This is a genomic window from Rhizobium sp. CECT 9324 (assembly GCF_918741265.1).
GTDB lineage: Bacteria > Pseudomonadota > Alphaproteobacteria > Rhizobiales > Rhizobiaceae > Allorhizobium.
This window is the reverse complement of record NZ_CAKKMZ010000001.1, coordinates 1565626-1582073: the sequence shown is the minus strand read 5'-3', so window position 1 is coordinate 1582073 and position 16448 is coordinate 1565626. Positions and strand designations below refer to the sequence as shown.

At 62.7% G+C, this 16448-nt stretch carries 15 protein-coding genes; 6 read left to right on the top strand and 9 right to left on the bottom strand.

Annotated features, from left to right (window positions below; all coding sequences use genetic code 11):
• Positions 1-92: 92 nt before the first annotated feature.
• From LQ231_RS07750 to LQ231_RS07740, 3 genes are all read right to left on the bottom strand, one after another.
• Positions 93-1496, bottom strand: coding sequence for an AcvB/VirJ family lysyl-phosphatidylglycerol hydrolase (locus LQ231_RS07750; protein ID WP_230170912.1), 1404 nt, complete (start codon positions 1494-1496; stop codon positions 93-95).
• Entirely contained in the window at positions 1493-2809 is a 1317-nt protein-coding gene (locus tag LQ231_RS07745; protein WP_230170911.1) for a phosphatidylglycerol lysyltransferase domain-containing protein, read from the bottom strand. Before LQ231_RS07745 ends, LQ231_RS07750 begins: the two co-directional genes overlap by 4 nt.
• Positions 2810-3075: 266 nt before the next feature.
• Positions 3076-4218, bottom strand: a complete 1143-nt coding sequence (locus LQ231_RS07740; protein ID WP_230170910.1) for an alpha/beta fold hydrolase — start codon at positions 4216-4218, stop codon at positions 3076-3078.
• A 377-nt stretch (positions 4219-4595) separates the two neighbouring features.
• On the opposite strand from LQ231_RS07740, the gene LQ231_RS07735 reads away from it, so the two are divergent.
• From LQ231_RS07735 to LQ231_RS07725, 3 genes are all read left to right on the top strand, one after another.
• Positions 4596-5630, top strand: a complete 1035-nt coding sequence (locus tag LQ231_RS07735) for a TRAP transporter substrate-binding protein (protein WP_230170909.1) — start codon at positions 4596-4598, stop codon at positions 5628-5630.
• Between the two features lie 69 nt (positions 5631-5699).
• Positions 5700-6239: a TRAP transporter small permease gene (locus LQ231_RS07730; protein WP_230170908.1), complete on the top strand. Its 540-nt coding sequence runs from the start codon at positions 5700-5702 to the stop codon at positions 6237-6239.
• Positions 6239-7549, top strand: coding sequence for a TRAP transporter large permease (locus tag LQ231_RS07725; protein ID WP_230170907.1), 1311 nt, complete (start codon positions 6239-6241; stop codon positions 7547-7549). Before LQ231_RS07730 ends, LQ231_RS07725 begins: the two co-directional genes overlap by 1 nt.
• A 65-nt stretch (positions 7550-7614) precedes the next feature.
• On the opposite strand, the gene LQ231_RS07720 is transcribed toward LQ231_RS07725, so the two are convergent.
• The 6 genes from LQ231_RS07720 to LQ231_RS07695 form a co-directional block, all read right to left on the bottom strand.
• Positions 7615-7986 carry a hypothetical protein gene (locus LQ231_RS07720; RefSeq protein ID WP_230170906.1) on the bottom strand — a complete coding sequence of 124 codons (372 nt, stop codon included), beginning with the start codon at positions 7984-7986 and terminating at the stop codon, positions 7615-7617.
• A gap of 93 nt (positions 7987-8079) precedes the next feature.
• Complete coding sequence (locus tag LQ231_RS07715; protein ID WP_230170905.1) at positions 8080-9123, bottom strand: sulfate/molybdate ABC transporter ATP-binding protein; 1044 nt, start codon at positions 9121-9123, stop codon at positions 8080-8082.
• Between the two features lie 13 nt (positions 9124-9136).
• The gene (gene cysW, locus LQ231_RS07710; RefSeq protein WP_230170904.1) at positions 9137-10006 is read right to left on the bottom strand and encodes a sulfate ABC transporter permease subunit CysW; all 870 of its coding nucleotides are present in this window, start codon (positions 10004-10006) and stop codon (positions 9137-9139) included.
• The gene (gene cysT, locus LQ231_RS07705) at positions 9996-10847 is read right to left on the bottom strand and encodes a sulfate ABC transporter permease subunit CysT (protein ID WP_230170903.1); all 852 of its coding nucleotides are present in this window, start codon (positions 10845-10847) and stop codon (positions 9996-9998) included. Before cysT ends, cysW begins: the two co-directional genes overlap by 11 nt.
• Positions 10848-10955: 108 nt before the next feature.
• On the bottom strand, positions 10956-11981 hold the full coding sequence (locus LQ231_RS07700; protein ID WP_230170902.1) for a sulfate ABC transporter substrate-binding protein: 1026 nt from the start codon (positions 11979-11981) through the stop codon (positions 10956-10958).
• Between the two features lie 250 nt (positions 11982-12231).
• Positions 12232-12663 carry an Rrf2 family transcriptional regulator gene (locus LQ231_RS07695; protein WP_230170901.1) on the bottom strand — a complete coding sequence of 144 codons (432 nt, stop codon included), beginning with the start codon at positions 12661-12663 and terminating at the stop codon, positions 12232-12234.
• A gap of 316 nt (positions 12664-12979) precedes the next feature.
• Between LQ231_RS07695 and LQ231_RS07690 the strand changes: the two genes are divergently transcribed.
• From LQ231_RS07690 to cysN, 3 genes are all read left to right on the top strand, one after another.
• Entirely contained in the window at positions 12980-13726 is a 747-nt protein-coding gene (locus LQ231_RS07690; RefSeq protein ID WP_230170900.1) for a phosphoadenylyl-sulfate reductase, read from the top strand.
• 198 nt (positions 13727-13924) lie between these two features.
• The gene (gene cysD / locus LQ231_RS07685) at positions 13925-14881 is read left to right on the top strand and encodes a sulfate adenylyltransferase subunit CysD (RefSeq protein ID WP_230170899.1); all 957 of its coding nucleotides are present in this window, start codon (positions 13925-13927) and stop codon (positions 14879-14881) included.
• 1 nt (position 14882) lies between these two features.
• Entirely contained in the window at positions 14883-16361 is a 1479-nt protein-coding gene (gene cysN, locus LQ231_RS07680) for a sulfate adenylyltransferase subunit CysN (protein WP_230170898.1), read from the top strand.
• Positions 16362-16448 lie beyond the last annotated feature (87 nt).

The window sequence follows — 16448 nt, the reverse complement described above, 5'->3', positions numbered from 1 at the left end:
CCGTCAATATAGCGCAGAATGCAAGAGCTGATAAGGCATGAGGTTTGCTACCGCGGGCAAAGGTTTTCCGGCGCTACCCCCAACGTCTCTGCTCAGGTCGAGCCGAGACGCTTCAGGACCAGATCGCTGAGCAGCTTGTAATTGCCGTCGAAATGATGGCCGCCGGGGCGGGCTATCACCTGGGCGCCGCTGATGGCAGCGACAGCCGGACAGGCGCTCGCCGTCTCGGCAAGGCCGTAGATGCACTGGATCTTGGCCGCTTCGACCGTCTTCAGGTGCTCGACCGGATCGCCGTGCTTGCCGGTGCCACTCATGCCGAGCCAGCCAGTGACGGCGATCTCGAAATCGGCCTTGTGCGACAGCGCCAGCAGGGAGAGCTGGGTGACCACGGCCTTGTCGGCCGGCGGCAGGCGGTTGTAGGTGGCGGGCAGGATGTCGGCGCCGAAGGAATAGCCGATCAACACGACATTCCGGACGCCGAAGCGATCGCGATAGGTTGCGATGATGCGCGACAGGTCTTCGGCAGTCTGCTCCGGGCTGCGTTCCTGCCAGAAATAGCGCAGCGCGTCGATGCCGATGACCGGGACGCCTTCGGCCTGGAGAAAACCGCCGAGTTTCTGGTCGATGTCGCGCCAGCCGCCGTCGCCGGAATAGATGATGGCCAGCGTGTCGAAACGCGGCTCGGCCGGCAATTCGACGATCGGCAGGTCGAGCGGCGCGCGGCTTGCCGCACCTCGCTCCAACGCGGCCAGGATCTCGCGCTCCAACAGGACAGCGGCCGTGTCTGCGTTGTCTTCCAGCCGGATGTCCGGCTTGAAGGCTTTCAGTGCCAATGCGTGGCTGCGCCCGCTTTCACTCACCCGCGGCGAGAGGATGAGGCTGAGCGGATCGGGCAGCGGCGCGGGTTTCAGGCCATAGACGATGCCATTGCCCTCCGGTTTCTTCTCGGCCGGCGTGCAGAGCGGCTTTGCCAGCGGCAGGACGGCTTCGGGGTCGACCGCGACCGTCTCGGCAATGGTCGAGTTGGGCGTCTGGGCGAGGATCGCCAGCGCCAGCGTTGCGCCCTCGCCCCAGCCGGCAACGATCGGCGGATGGAACGTCTCGATGCCATGGGCGCGATGGATCTGGCGGCCGAGCTTTTCGATATCGGAGACCAAATAGAGGCAATCGCGCGTTTCGCGCCTGAGCGCCGCCACATAGGCAGGCAGATCGACGCCGACAACGATGGCGCCTTTGTCGACCAGCCTGCGTTGGATGCGGTCCTCGTCTTCGGCCCAGCCATCGGCATCGGACAACAGGATGAGAAGGCCGGAAGGCTCGCCTTCGGGCATGACGATCCGGTCGGTTGGCAGGCTGACGGTGGCAAAATCGGCGGCCCGGGCCGGAACCGAAAATGACGCTGCAAGGGCAAACACCACGACAAGCGCCATCGGCCCGAGGCTCGCAAGCGCCGGCGTCACGACCATCGACATTGCGATCGCCTTCAGGCGTCTCATCGGCGCAACACGCCCTTGAGGCCGCCGCCGATCAGCATGGTGACATCGACCAGCGAGGCGATCGGGAAGCCGGCGCCGGCCACGGCGAGATAGCGCGGCTGCCAGTCGGGGTCGAATTTCGACTTGAACGCGTGCACGCCGCGGAAATTGTAGAAGCGCTCGCCGTTTTCATAGAGCTGGCGGCCGACATGGTTCCAGATCGGCGCGCGCTTGTGGGTCGACAGGCCGGCGAGCGGTGCCATGCCGAGATTGAGGCTGCGGAAACCCTCGGCCTTCAGGTGTTCCATGATCCGGACAAACAGCAGGTCCATCATGCCGCGATGCGCGCCGGGCAGATGGCGCATCAGGTCGATGAAGGCATCGCCGCCGGTAGCTGTCGTCAGGATATTGGCGAAGGCGACGATGCGGCCTTCGAGGCGGATGACGGCGACCGGCTCGGACATGACATAATGCGGTTTGAACGTGCCGAGCGAAAAACCCTTCTCGCCGGCCTTGTGTGCTGAAAGCCAGGCATCGGAGACGGCCGACAGTTCGTCGAATACCGCAGGCACGTCGGCCGGCGACAGCAGTTGGAATTCAAGGCCGTCGCGTTCGGCGCGGTTGATCGAGCGGCGCAGCTTCAGCCAGTCGCCGCCGGCCAGGCTGAAACGCGACAGATCGACCACCGCCTGCTCGCCGAGCTTCAGTGCGTTGAGCCGGGCCTCGACTGTGACCGGGAGAAAGTCGGCCGAGACCTGGTAGAAGACCGGACGGCAGCGGCGGCTCTTCGCCTCGGCAATGAATTTCAGCGTCAGCGGCACCCAGAGAGCTTTAGGGCCGACCGGGTCGAACAGCGCCACCATCGAACGACCGCGGCGGGCATACATGATGAAAGCACCGCCGCACTCCGAAAACAACAGTTTCTTGTCGCCGAGACGCACAAGACCGGCGCTGGCATTGGGCTGATTGGCGAGGATCCCGACCGCACGGGCGACGTCCTCCGGCGACGGCTGGTCGGCAAGGCGGCGCGGCAGGCGGACGAGCCCGCGCGAGGCAATGGCGCCGATCACCATGGAGACGCCGAGCGTGCTTTCCGCCGGATCGACGACATGACGCGACAACCAGAGCCGCCAGGCGATCTGCACCAGGCTTTCCTCAAAGAACAGCGGCACGGCCATGGCGAGGGAGACGCCGGCCAGAACAAGCGCACTGATTGGCCTGGAGCGCGCCAATGCGGGCAACAATGCCGTCATCAGCGAGACAAGAACAGGCTTCGCGCGAGCGGCCGGAACGGCAGGCGCTGTTATCTCGGTTTCAAGGGCGAATTGCGCCATGCGGGAGACCACTAATTCGTTGAGATAGAACGCCCATTAGCGTCCATGCATGGAGCGGAGCTTGCGTCACGCCGTTTGGCGAACGGACATCCACCCTTTGCCTTGCGCAAGACACCGGATCCCGTCGCCGGTCAACCCTGGAGGTGAGCAAATCCGAAATGGCCGGCCCCTATCCCCAATGTGTCGTGGGCGCATTGTGACGCAGCACGATGGTGCGCGTAGGCCAGATGCCGGTTGGTCGGCTGGCGGTTTGCGGTTGGCGGGGCTCAGTTGCCCCGCAGGACTGTGGCCGCCAACGAAAAGGGACTGGAAATGGTCTGGGCGGCGGCATCGAAGATGAAGGCACCGGCATCGCCAAGACCGGCATTGGCCGTCGGCCTGCTCAACGTCTTTGCCAGGGCCACCGCCTCGACATAACGATTGTGATTGGAGGGATCGAGCGATTCCAGCGACGATATATCGATAATGTTGACGCCGGCCGCCTTTGCCGCGTCGGCGACCCTGGGATCGGTGACATCGACCGCCCCGACACGCGGCGAGCCGGCGCCGAGAATGCTGGACACCTTCAGTGCGCGATCGTCCGGCGAGACAAGAATGGTGATCGGACGGCGCATCGGGCCGATGACATCCAGCTGGGAGACGAAGACGTCCCGATCGATATCGGGGGCCGCCAGGATGACCCGCAGCCGGTCCAAGACGTCGCTGCGTCCCTGCAGCTTCAATTGGCGCAGAGCCTCGACCGTCAGCCAGCCGCCCATGGAATGGGCAAAGACCTCGACATCCGTGCCCTTTGTCCGGGCGGTGAGATCGACGAGCAATTGCACCAGCGCGTCACGCGAATAGGTGGCCGATTCCTTGTCGGCGACATAGGCTGGGATGGCGGCATGCGAAGGCCAGGAGAAGAGGATCGGCGACCCGTCGATGTCGCTGTCGGTCTTCAACTGGGCCAGACGATACAGCGCTTCCTGGAAATTGTAGTTGTAACCATGCACGAAGACGGTCGGGGCAGCGCCCTTTGCGGTGCGTCGCGCCACGGCATCGAGCAATTGCTCGCGCTGCAGCACCGATTGATCGATGACGGCGAAATCCTTTTCGGGATCCACCTTGGAACCCTTCGGCCATTCGATGTTGGCAGCCTTGTGGGTTGGCGGGATCGACACGTCGAAGCTGGCATAGTTGACGGTGCGCGCCTTGCCGGCGGTGAAGACATTCTTGCCTCGTTCTGCCCGGTCTCGCGTGGTGACGGCAAAAAGGGTTTCCACCTTGGCAGGTTTGAAATCAAGATCGCCGATCGTCGCCAGTGTTTCGGGACCGGGTCGGCCAGCGCAGGATGACAAACCGATAGCCAGACAGACCGCCAGCGCCATGGTTGGTCGCACATTGCGCATCGTCACGCGGAAAACACTCATGCCAAACCTGTCCTTGACCTTCGCCGCCCGCATCGAACCATCATGGTCGGGCCGGCGGCACCTATACTGTGCCGCCTATCATTCGCCAAGCCGAACCCTGTGGCGAGCGAGCGAAAGATAGACCGGAAGCGCTTTTACCCGGAGAGCGCCGGGCAGAAACATATCCGTACCGTTATGGATTATGCCGAGATTATTATTTGCGGGCGTCCGGCACTTCTGCAAACATAACCATATTAGGGGAGGCGTTGCGATCATGGAGGATCGTCATCTCCGGAGGCGAAATGACCGGAATTGCACCCGTCCTTTCATCCGGCGTTGCGGCATGGCTGCGCAACCGATCTCCCCGATCTATGTCACGCGCACGTCTGGAGGAGATCATGTTGCGTAAATTCCTTTTTGCCGGAATGTCCGGAGCCGCATTGGCGGCCATGTCCACATCGGCCGTTGCGGCCGAGGTGACGCTAAAGCTGCACCAGTTCCTGCCACCGCAGGCGACAATCCCCGCCAAGGTGCTGGCGCCCTGGGCCGAGAAAATCAAGGCCGATTCCGGCGGACGCATCGAGGTCGAGCTTTATCCGGCCATGCAGCTCGGCGGCAAGCCTGCCGATCTGGTCGATCAGGTCAAGGACGGTGTCGTCGATATCACCTGGACGCTGTTCGGCTATACGCCGGGGCGCTTCCCGAAGTCCGAAGCCTTCGAGCTGCCCTTCGTGATGACCAGCGGCGAAGCGACATCGCAGGCGTTTTACGACTATTATGAAAAGCACCTGACCGACGAGCTGAAGGACTACCACGTGCTCGCCGTGCACACCCATGGCCCGGGGCTGATCCACACGATCGCGTCCAAGCCGGTCAAGGCGCTGGAAGACATGAACGGCCTGAAGCTGCGCGGCACGTCGAAAGTGGTCAACCAGATGCTGGAAGCCATGGGCGCTGCCCCTGTCGGCATGCCGGTGACGGCGGTGCCGGAAAGCCTGTCGAAAAGCGTGATCGACGGAACGGTCGTGCCCTGGGAAGTGACGCCGGCGATCAAGATCGCAGAGCTCGCGCCGAACCACACCGCGTTCTCCGGCAAGAACGGTCTCTATACCGGCACGTTCCTGTTTGCGATGAACAAGGACAGCTATGACGCCCTGCCCGACGACCTGAAAAAGGTCATCGACGCCAATTCCGGCAAGGAGCTGGCACGGCAGTTCGGCGTGGCGATGGATGAAGGCGACGTGCGCGGCAAGGATATTGCCGACAAGGCCGGCAATACCACGATCACGCTCGACGAGACCGAAACGGCCCGATGGAAAACCGCCGGCGAAACGGTGACCAAGGCGTGGATCGCCGACATGGACGGCAAGGGCCTGGACGGCACCACGCTGCACAAGGATGCTGTCGCGCTGATCGAGCAGTATAGCAAGTAATTCCCACAACCGATTTCCGGGCGCTGTCTGCACGGCGCCCGGATTTTCACATCATGTCGAGGATGCCGTATGGCCACCTTCTCCCAAAACAGCTTTGAACGCCTGCAACGGGCCTGCGAGCGGCTTGCCAGCCTTCTGGTTGCCTTCGGTGGCTTCTGCCTGGTTGCCGCCTGCATCCTGACCGGTCTGTCGATCCTGGGCGGCCTCACCTTCAAGCCGCTGCCCGGCGAGATCGAACTGGTCGAGGCGCTGTGTGGTCTCGCCGTGTTTGCCTTCCTGCCGTTCTGCCAGCTGAAGCGTGGGCATGTCGGCGTCGACATCCTGATTTCTGCCTTCGGCGCGAAGGCGATGAACTGGACCCAGCTGATCGGCGACGTCATCATCGCAGCGCTGATCGGCCTTTTGACATGGCGTCATGCGATCGGCACCTTCGACAAATTCGAAAACGGCGAGACGACGGCGCTGCTGCTGCTGCCGGTCTGGTGGGGCTTTGCGATCGCGCTTGTCCTGATGATCGCAAACCTTTTCGTCTGCCTCTTCATCATCCTGTCCGACATCCGCGAGATCAGAAGCGGACGGACCATCGTCGCATCGCTTGGAGCCCATTGATGAGCAGTGTTGAAATCGGGCTCTGGTCCTTTCCTGTCCTCATTCTGCTGATTTTCCTGCGCATTCCGATTGCCGCCGCCATGCTCGGCACCGGCGTGATCGGCACCTATCTGGTGCTCGGCAAGTGGACGCCGATCCTGTCACAGCTGAAAGCCCTGCCCTGGTCGACCAATGCCAATTATTCGCTGTCGATCATCCCGCTTTTCCTGCTGATGGGGCAGTTTGCGGCGCGCGGCGGCATGAGTCAGGCGCTGTTCAACGCGGCCGCTGCCTTTCTCGGCCATCGCAAGGGTGGCGTGGCCATGGCCGCCGTCGGGGCCTGTGCCGGGTTCGGTTCGATCTGCGGCTCGTCGCTGGCAACGGCTGCCACGATGGCGCAGGTCGCCCTGCCCGAACTGAAACGCAACGGCTATGCCGGCGGACTAGCCACAGCGACGCTTGCCGCCGGCGGCACGCTCGGCATCCTGATCCCGCCCTCGGTCGTACTGGTCATCTATGCGATCCTTGCCGAGCAGAACATCGCCAAGCTGTTTCTCGCGGCCTTCGTGCCGGGCCTGATCGCAGCCGCATCCTATCTGCTGGTGATCGCCATCTATGTACGCCTCAAGCCGGAAAGTGCCGGTCAGGCAAAGCGCATCCCCTGGGCCGAAAGGGTGCCGGCGCTGATCGCAGTCTGGCCGGTCGTGGCTATCTTCTTCCTCGTCGTCGGCGGCATCTATCTCGGCTGGTTCACCCCCACACAGGCAGCAGCGATCGGGGCTGCCGGTGCCGGACTGGTGGCCTGGCAGGCCGGAGGGCTAAGCAAAGGCGCGCTGTTCGACTGCTTCAAGGAAACCGCAGTCTCGACCGGCATGATCTTCTTCATCGTGCTCGGCGCCTCGGTGTTCAACTCGTTCCTCGCCTTCTCGCGGCTGCCGCAACTGGGCGCGGAATGGGTAACGGCGCAGGGATACGCCCCGATGACCGTGCTGATCATCATCTTGGTCCTCTACATCATCTTCGGCTGCATCATGGATTCGCTGTCGATGATCATCCTGACCATCCCGATCTTCTTCCCGATCGTGACTGCCATGGATTTTGGCCTCAGCCCCGAACACTTCGCCATCTGGTTCGGCATCCTGGTGCTGATGGTGGCAGAGATCGGCATGATCACGCCACCCGTCGGGCTCAACCTGTTCATCATATCGGCGATGGCGCGCGATGTGCCGATGCGCGAGACCTACAAGGGCATAACGCCCTTCGTCACCGCCGACCTGCTGCGCATCATTCTTCTGACGGCCTTTCCGATCATCTCGATCTTCCTGGTCTGAGCGCATGACGATGGGCCGGCGCGTCACCAACGCGCCGGCCCATCGTCCCAGCGATCGCGATTGCGTCAGGCTCGTCGGGTAAACAGGATGAAGGCAAACAGAAGGACGCCGGAGAAGGTCACCAGCGACGAGATCGCCACCAGCGGCTCCATCGCCGTGTTGCCAGTGAGAAACAGAAACAGCGACGGCGCCATGACCAGAATGCCGAGCGTGTAGACGAAATACTGGAGCCGCGCTATCCGGCTTGTGGCCTGGACGGGATTGAGTGCGTAGTAGATCCCGAAGATCGCCATCGTCACCCAGCCGAGCAGGTTGATATGCGCATGCGCGCCGGTCGCCGCGAATTCATGGGTGATCGACATATAGAGGCCGAGACAGATCCCGGCGATCAGAAACAGGATTGCGGTGCGGAAATACCAGATGGAAAGCATAGGCATGTGCGTGTTCCCCCTTTTGAACAGGGGAACTATACCACCGCGTGTATTTGCTGAAAAGGAACTGACGTTCGTCAGTATCTGATCATTTGATACTTACGCAGCATCACGAAAGATCTTCCAGCTGGTCGGTCGGAAGCTGAGTTCGCCGCCGACGACGACATTGGCTTCGAGCGGGACCTCAATCTCGATGTGATGGGCCTCGCCGCTGCCGGAAATGTCGATCTCGGCAATGCGGGTACCGGCGAGGCGGCGGCTGGCGGTGACCTTGCCGGACAGCGCGTTGGAATGATCGGTGAGGACAACGTCCTGCGGGCGGAAGAACAGGGTGCCATCGCAGTCACCACCCTGTTCGGACAGGCCGATGCTTTCGCCCTGAAAGAGGATCTCGCCCGCTTTCAGCGTGACCGGCACATGCGAGCTCTCGCCGATGAAGGAGAAGACGAAGGGCGAGTTCGGACGGTCGTAGACATCGTCTGCGGTGCCGATCTGCTCGACCTTGCCCTGGCTCATGACGACGACGCGATCGGCAAGCTCCAGCGCCTCGTCCTGGTCGTGGGTGACGAAAAAGGTGGTGTGGCCGGTGCGATCGTGGAATTCGCGCAGCCAGCGGCGCAGGTCCTTGCGGACCTTGGCGTCGAGCGCGCCGAACGGTTCGTCAAGCAGAAGCACGGAGGGTTCGATCGCCATGGCGCGGGCCAGTGCGACGCGCTGACGCTGACCGCCGGAGAGCTGGGCCGGATAGCGCTTTTCGAGGCCATTCAGCTGGACCATGTCGATCAGGTCGGCCACGCGCGTCTTGATCTCATGGGCCGGCGGGCGCGTGGCCTTGGGGCGCACTTTGAGGCCAAACGCAATGTTGTCGGCCACGGTCATGTGGCGAAACAGGGCGTAGTGCTGGAAGACGAAGCCGACATGGCGCTCCTGCACGCTCTTGTGCGAGGCATCCTCGCCGCCGAAGAAGATCCGGCCTTCGGTCGGCTGTTCGAGGCCGGCAATCAGCCGCAACAGCGTGGTCTTGCCGGAGCCGGAGGGCCCGAGCAGCGCGATCAGCTCGCCGGTGCCGACCGAGAGCGAGACATCGTGCAGCGCCGGAAACTGGCCGAAATCCTTGCGGATATTGTTGATCGTGACATCCATCGGGACTGACCTTTCAATGTTTACGGCTTGCCGACAGCTGTTCGCCGTAACGGATCTCGAGGATCGTCTTCAGCGCGAGCGTGACCAGGGCAAGGAGAGCGAGCAGTGTCGAGACCGCGAAGGCGGCGACGAAATTGTATTCGTTGTAGAGGACCTCGACATGCAGCGGCATGGTTTCGGTCAGGCCACGGATATGGCCGGAGACGACCGAGACGGCGCCGAACTCACCCATGGCGCGAGCGTTGCAGAGCAGGACGCCGTAGAGCAGGCCCCATTTGATATTGGGTAGCGTCACATACCAGAAGGTCTGCCAGCCACTGGCACCGAGCGACAGGGCCGCTTCCTCGTCGCCGGTGCCCTGTTCCTGCATCAGCGGGATGAGTTCGCGGGCGACAAAGGGAAAGGTCACGAAGACCGTGGCAAGCACGATGCCGGGCACGGCAAACAGGATCTCGACGCCCCAGCCTTTCAGGATCGGGCCGAGCCAGCTATTGGCACCGAAAAGCAGCACATAGACCAGGCCGGATATGACCGGCGAGATCGAGAACGGCAGGTCGATCAGGGTGGTGAGGAAGGTCTTGCCCTTGAATTCGAACTTGGCGATCGCCCAGGCGGCCGAGACGCCGAAGACCAGATTGAGCGGCACGGCAATGGCGGCCACCAACAGCGTCAGGCGAATGGCGGCCAGCGCATCGACGTCGCCAAGCGCTTCGAAGAATGCCGGAATCCCCTGGCGGAACGCCTCGATGAAGACCAGCAGCAGCGGCATCAGCAGGATCAGCGCCATGAAGGCAACGGCGACGGCGATCAACACGAAACGGGCGAGCGGCGCTTCCGTCGCCGCATCGCGGAAACGGTGGGCTGTGCTTGTGTCAGCGGACATTGGCATATCTCCGACGGCTCCACATCTGCAGCAGGTTGATGAACAGCAGCATGGCAAACGAGATGAGCAACATGATCGAGGCAATCGCCGTCGCACCGGCATAATTGAACTCCTCCAGCCGGATGACGATGAGGAGCGGCGCGATTTCCGAGACATAGGGGATGTTGCCGGCGATGAAGATGACCGAGCCGTATTCGCCGACGGCGCGGGCAAAGGCGAGCGCGAAACCGGTGAGGATGGCGGGCGTCAGGCTGGGCAGCACGACCCGGCGGATCGTCTGGAAACGACTGGCGCCCAGCGTCGCTGCCGCCTCCTCGACCTCGCGGTCGAGCTCCTCCATCACCGGCTGCACCGTGCGCACGACAAAGGGCAGGCCGATGAAGATCAGCGCAAAGACAATGCCGAGCGGCGTGAAGGCGACCTTGATGCCGAGCGGATCGAGCAGGCCGCCGATCCAGCCGTTCTTGGCATAGAGAGCGGCGAGCGCGATACCGGCAACGGCGGTCGGCAAGGCAAACGGCAGGTCGACCACCGCATCGAGCAGTCGACGGCCGGGAAACTGATAGCGGACCAGAACCCAGGCGACGATGACGCCGAAGACGACATTGACCAGCGCTGCAATCAGGGCGGCGCCAAAGGAGATGCGCAGCGCAAGCTGGGTGCGCTCATCCATGACGACTGCGAAGAAATCGGTCCAGCCGAGGGATGCCGTGCGGAGCACCAGGGCCGCCAGCGGGATCAGGATGATCAGGGTAAGATAGGTGATCGTATAGCCAAGCGTCAGGCCAAACCCTGGCAAGATGCTCGGCTGGCGCCAGTTCTTCATGAGCTGTCCCGTCATTCCATATTCCGCATTGATGATGCCTTATCCCGTGCCGCATTCAAGTCCCGGCAAGCCCCGGCCTCGCAAACGAGGTCGGGGCTTGTTGTCCCTGGGAGGACGTCTTGTTCAGCGTGCCGGCTTGTAGATCTGGTCGAAGATGCCGCCGTCGCCGAAATGGGTCGGCTGTGCCTTGGCCCAACCGCCGAAGATCGGGTCGTCGATGGTGACCAGATCGATCTTGGGAAGGGCCGTCAATGCATCGGCAGGCACAAGCTCGGGCTTGGACGGGCGATAGAAGTGCTTCGCAGCAAGGCGCTGGCCTTCTTCGGAGTAGAGATAGGCGAGATAGGCTTCCGCCTGCCTGCGCGTGCCCTTGGCATCGACATTCGCATCGACGACGGCCACCGGCGGTTCGGCGAGGATCGACTGCGACGGGGTGATGATCTCGAAGGCATCGGCGCCGAATTCCTGGCCGGCGAGATGCGCCTCGTTTTCCCACGACAGCAGCACGTCGCCGATCTCGCGCTGGGCAAAGCTGGTCAGCGAGCCGCGGGCGCCGGTGTCAAGCACGGGGGCGCGGCGGAAGATCTCGGTGATGTATTCCTTGATCTTCGTCTCGTCGCCGCCGAACTCCTTGTGCGCCCAGGCCCAGGCGGCGAGATAGTTCCAGCGCGCACCGCCGGAGGTTTTCGGATTCGGCGTGACGATCTGCACGTCACCCTTCACCAGATCGCCCCAATCCTTGATGCCCTTCGGATTGCCCTTGCGCACGAGGAAGACGATGGTCGAGGTATAAGGAGAAGAGTTGTTTTCCAGGCGGCCGCGCCAATCCTTGGCGATCTTGCCGGTGTTTTCGACAATGGCATCGATGTCGCCCTGAAGCGCCAGCGTCACCACGTCGGCGTCGAGACCATCGATCACGGCGCGGGCCTGCTTGCCGGAGCCGCCATGCGACTGGCGGATCGTCACCGCTTCGCCCGCTGTCTCCTGCCAATGCTTGGCGAAGGCCTCGTTATATTCCTTGTAGAATTCCCGCGTCGGATCGTAGGAGACATTGAGCAACTGGGCATCGGCAAATGCCGGAGCGATCGAACCCGCTGTCAGCCCAAGGCCAATCACGAGAGCACTGACCTGTTTCAGGATGCTTTTCATGCGTCTTCCTCCTCATCTCGTTTCGATGAAATTAAGACTACCGGACGAGTAGTGTTAGTCAACGCAAGGCGAAAAATAACAAAACCGTACCCCGGTCGAGGCGCCTTGGCAGAACAGGCTTGCGCCGGGAGCCGTCGATAGGGGTGGAAAATACTGCGAAAAAGCTTCGCTGCAAAATGCTGTCGGGCCAATGGGAGGGGAGAAGGGCCGACCCGGATACCGGTGCAGGCGGTCAAATCCGATGCTGGGCTCAGGCCAATTCCGGGTGGCGCGTGGAGACCGCATCGGCGAGACTGGTCGAAAAGAGCACGGCACGCGTTTCGTCGGCAACACGGGAAAAGACGTGACGGACTTCGCAATCCTGTTCGCCGGCGCAATCCTCGCAGCGGCGATAGGCCGAGAGCGACAGGCAGGGCAAGGGCGCGACAGGACCGTCAATCAGGCGCAGGACCTCGCCATATGTGACGTCGGTAGCAGCCCGCAGCAGGAGATAACCGCCCTGCTTGCCGCGCCTGCTTTCGACGATCCCGGCGCGCTTCAGTTCGAGGAGAATCTGCTCGAGGAACTTCTTCGGGATGCGCTGCTGTTCGGCAATGTCGGGAATCTGCACCGGCTCGCCCGGCGTGGCGCGTGCCAGGACATTCAGCGCCCGCAGCGCATATTTGGCTCGTTGGGAAATCATCAGGAAACACCGGCTCATGCGGACCGGCGTCCGCACGATGTCGCAATAGCCGAAATCCGCCATGGGTTCAAATGTCGATTTGCGGCCTGCGGTGTTTCCATGTGCAAACCTGGTTTTTTTGCCGTCGCAAAGACGGGAAAGGCGCTGGAATTTGCGGCGCCTCGGGAAACGACAGCGCGGGTTGGGCGGGACGAAATCCCGAGTTTGCATCACTGGGGAGAGATATTTGCTCATTCTGTGCACTGGCTTGAAAGGCAATTCCTGTCCGCGCCCGCCCGTTTGCGGGATAATGCGCACCTGTAGCAGGGACAAACAGATGAACCTTCCAAGCAACACCGAACTTGCCAGCCTCCTGAATACAACTCTGGAACATGCAGATCTGACCGAGCGTCTTCGCATTGTCGCAGCGCATGAGGGTCGCGCCGTGTTCACCACCAGCCTCGGCATCGAGGATCAGGTGATCACGGCTGCGATCGGCCTTGCCCGACTGCCGATCGATGTGTCGACGCTCGAGACCGGCCGCCTGTTCAAGGAGACCGTGGACCTGATCGCCGAGACCGAGGAACGCTTCGGCATCTCGATCCAGCGCTTCACCCCGAAGCAGGACGATGTCGATGCCTATGCGGCGAAATTCGGCCTGAACGGCTTCTACGAGAGCGTCGAAGCGCGCCATGCCTGCTGTCATGTGCGCAAGCTGGTTCCCTTGGCCGAGGCGCTTGACGGCGCCCGCTACTGGGTGACGGGCTTGCGCCGCGGACAGTCCGGCAACCGCGCCACCACGCCGTTCGCCGAATATGATGCCGAGCGCGACCTGATCAAGATCAACCCGCTGGCCGACTGGTCCATCGAGGCCATCAACGCCTATGTCGAGGCGGAAAGCGTGCCGATCAATCCGCTGCATGCCCGCGGTTATCCATCGATCGGCTGCGAGCCGTGCACCCGCGCCATCAAGCCGGGCGAACCGGAACGGGCCGGCCGCTGGTGGTGGGAAAACGACGAAAAGCGCGAATGCGGCCTGCATGTGCCGGAGGCTGCGGCCTCGGCGATACCGACGCCGGCCTGAACATTGTTTGCCCTTTGAGCTTGCCCCTCATCCCCCTGCCGGGACCTTCTCCCCGCAAGCGGGGAGAAGGCGGACGAAGCGCTGACGGTGCCCCAAGTGTCTTCTCCCCGTTTACGGGGAGAAGGTGGCGGCAGCCGGATGAGGGGCAAAGCCAAAGAGAGACTTCGGGGCAGCTGCCCAAGGAAAGAAAAGAAGACCATGCACGTACACACATCCGAATTCGATCCGCATTCCAAGGATGCCGCAAGCAAGCCGCCGCTTGATCCACATCTGAAGGCGCTGGAAAACGAAGCGATCCATATTTTCCGCGAGGTGGCCGCCGAGTTCGAAAAGCCGGTCATGCTCTATTCGATCGGCAAGGATTCCTCCGTGTTGCTTCACTTAGCGCGCAAGGCCTTCTTCCCCGGCCGCGTGCCCTTCCCGCTGCTGCATGTCGATACCGGCTGGAAGTTTCCGGAAATGATCGCGTTTCGCGACGAGATGGCGGAAAAGTTCGATCTCGACCTGATCGTGCACACCAATCCGCGCGGTGCGGCCGAGAATATCTCGCCGTTCACCCACGGCTCGTCCTACCACACCGACGTGATGAAGACGGAATCGCTGCGCCAGGCGCTCGATGCCGGCAAATACGATGCGGCTTTCGGCGGCGCACGGCGCGACGAAGAAGCGTCCCGCGCCAAGGAACGGATCTATTCGTTCCGCACGCCGGACCACAAATGGGACCCGCGCAACCAGCGCCCGGAACTGTGGAACATCTATAACGGCATGGTGCGCCGTGGCGAAAGCGTGCGCGCCTTCCCGCTGTCGAACTGGACCGAAGTCGATATCTGGCGCTACATCCAGGCAGAGAACATCCCGCTGCCGCCGCTCTACTACGCCAAGAACCGCAAGTTCGTCGAACGCGACGGAATGCTGCTCTGGGCCGAGGATCCGCGCTTCGAAGCGCTGCCAGACGAAAAGGTGCAGGAGGGCATGATCCGCTTCCGCACGCTCGGTTGCTGGCCGCTGACCGGCGCGATCAAGTCCGACGCCACCACGCTCGACGCGGTGATCGCCGAGCTCGAGATTGCCACTGTGTCCGAGCGTCAGGGCCGGGCCATCGACCGCGACCAGGCCGGGTCGATGGAAAAGAAGAAACGCGAAGGATATTTCTGAGATGACCGCTCAAGCCAACACCGCCCTCGCCGCCGCAGCACCGCAGGCAGATCCGGCCGTCATCAGTCGCGATTCGCGTCCGCTGCGCCTGATCACCTGCGGCTCCGTGGATGACGGCAAGTCGACGCTGATCGGCCGGCTGCTGTGGGACACCAAGGCCGTCAAGGAAGACCAGGCCGCAGCCCTCAACCGTGACTCAGGCAAGCAGAACGATCTCGGCCTGCCGGACTTCGCGCTGTTGCTGGACGGTCTGCAGGCGGAGCGCGAACAAGGCATCACCATCGATGTCGCCTATCGCTATTTCGCCACCGACCGGCGCTCGTTCATCGTGGCCGACACACCCGGCCACGAACAGTATACCCGCAACATGGCAACCGGCGCATCGACCGCCGATCTCGCCGTGCTGCTCGTCGATGCGCGCACCGGCCTGCTCGAACAGACCCGCCGCCACGCAACCATCGCCTCGCTGATGGGCATCAAGCAGTTCGTGCTGGCGGTCAACAAGTTCGACCTGGTCGGCTACGACAAGGCTGTGTTCGAACAGATCCACCACGACTTCAAGGCGCTGGCGCTTTCGCTCGGCGTGCGCCAGGTGACGGCAATCCCGATGTCGGCGCTGAAGGGCGAAAACGTCGTCTATGCCGCCGACGCCGTGATGCCCTGGTACGAAGGGCCGACGCTGGTCGAAACGCTGGAGCTGGCCACCCTGCGCTCCGGTCAGTCGACCGGTTTCCGCCTGCCGGTGCAGCGCGTGTCGCGGCCGGGCGAAAGCTTCCGCGGCTATCAGGGCACGGTTGCCGGCGGCGCCGTGAAGCCGGGCGACAGCGTGGCGATCCTGCCGTCGGGCCAGTTGGCCAATGTCAAGCAGATCGTCACGTTCGACCTGGTGCGCAATGCGGCCGTTGCCGGCGATGCGATCACGCTGGTGCTCGACCGCCAGGTGGACGTGGCGCGTGGCGACATGATCGTTTCGCTCGATGCCCAGCCGCAGACCGGCCTTGCCTTCGACGCGCAGATGGTGGCGCTGCAGCCGGACGGCATCGTGCCCGGCAAGCGCTACTGGCTGAAGGCCGGTTCACGCCGCCAGCGCGTGCAGGTCGAACCGGTGTCGCAGCTCGATCTGAAAAGCGGCAAATGGGTTGCCAGCGACATGTTGCAGATGAATGCCATCGGCAAGGTGCATCTGTCCTTCGACGAAATGGCGATCTTCGACCCCTATGAGTTGAACCGGGCCACCGGCGCCTTCATCCTGATCGATCCCGACACCAACAACACGGTGGCCGGCGGCATGATCACGGGCAAGCGCACCGAACTCGGCGGGCTGCACGCCCATGAAGGCCGGGTGATCCTGTCGCTGCCGGCCGATCTGGCCGAACAGCTGCTGGCGACCGAGCTGCTCTCCAATCGCCGCGACGAAGTGGAAACCCGCCGGTTGACCACGGCAGAGGCGCGCGACCTGTTCGACGATATCGACGGATGAGCGCGGCAACAGGCACAGGCGCTTCAACCTGAAGCTACCGGCTATGACAATCGCCGCAGACATGCACCCGACAGGGCGATGTTTGCG

Bases quoted from the DNA above. Each gene is read 5' to 3' on its own strand.
- LQ231_RS07725 (WP_230170907.1), top strand. From the start codon at position 6,239: ATGAGCAGTGTTGAAATCGGGCTCTGGTCCTTTCCTGTCCTCATTCTG.
- LQ231_RS07745 (WP_230170911.1), bottom strand. From the start codon at position 2,809: ATGGCGCAATTCGCCCTTGAAACCGAGATAACAGCGCCTGCCGTTCCG.
- LQ231_RS07695 (WP_230170901.1), bottom strand. From the start codon at position 12,663: ATGATTTCCCAACGAGCCAAATATGCGCTGCGGGCGCTGAATGTCCTG.
- cysT (WP_230170903.1), bottom strand. From the start codon at position 10,847: ATGACGGGACAGCTCATGAAGAACTGGCGCCAGCCGAGCATCTTGCCA.
- LQ231_RS07720 (WP_230170906.1), bottom strand. From the start codon at position 7,986: ATGCCTATGCTTTCCATCTGGTATTTCCGCACCGCAATCCTGTTTCTG.
- LQ231_RS07750 (WP_230170912.1), bottom strand. From the start codon at position 1,496: ATGAGACGCCTGAAGGCGATCGCAATGTCGATGGTCGTGACGCCGGCG.
- cysW (WP_230170904.1), bottom strand. From the start codon at position 10,006: ATGTCCGCTGACACAAGCACAGCCCACCGTTTCCGCGATGCGGCGACG.
- LQ231_RS07715 (WP_230170905.1), bottom strand. From the start codon at position 9,123: ATGGATGTCACGATCAACAATATCCGCAAGGATTTCGGCCAGTTTCCG.
- LQ231_RS07700 (WP_230170902.1), bottom strand. From the start codon at position 11,981: ATGAAAAGCATCCTGAAACAGGTCAGTGCTCTCGTGATTGGCCTTGGG.
- LQ231_RS07735 (WP_230170909.1), top strand. From the start codon at position 4,596: ATGTTGCGTAAATTCCTTTTTGCCGGAATGTCCGGAGCCGCATTGGCG.
- LQ231_RS07730 (WP_230170908.1), top strand. From the start codon at position 5,700: ATGGCCACCTTCTCCCAAAACAGCTTTGAACGCCTGCAACGGGCCTGC.
- cysN (WP_230170898.1), top strand. From the start codon at position 14,883: ATGACCGCTCAAGCCAACACCGCCCTCGCCGCCGCAGCACCGCAGGCA.
- LQ231_RS07740 (WP_230170910.1), bottom strand. From the start codon at position 4,218: ATGAGTGTTTTCCGCGTGACGATGCGCAATGTGCGACCAACCATGGCG.
- cysD (WP_230170899.1), top strand. From the start codon at position 13,925: ATGCACGTACACACATCCGAATTCGATCCGCATTCCAAGGATGCCGCA.
- LQ231_RS07690 (WP_230170900.1), top strand. From the start codon at position 12,980: ATGAACCTTCCAAGCAACACCGAACTTGCCAGCCTCCTGAATACAACT.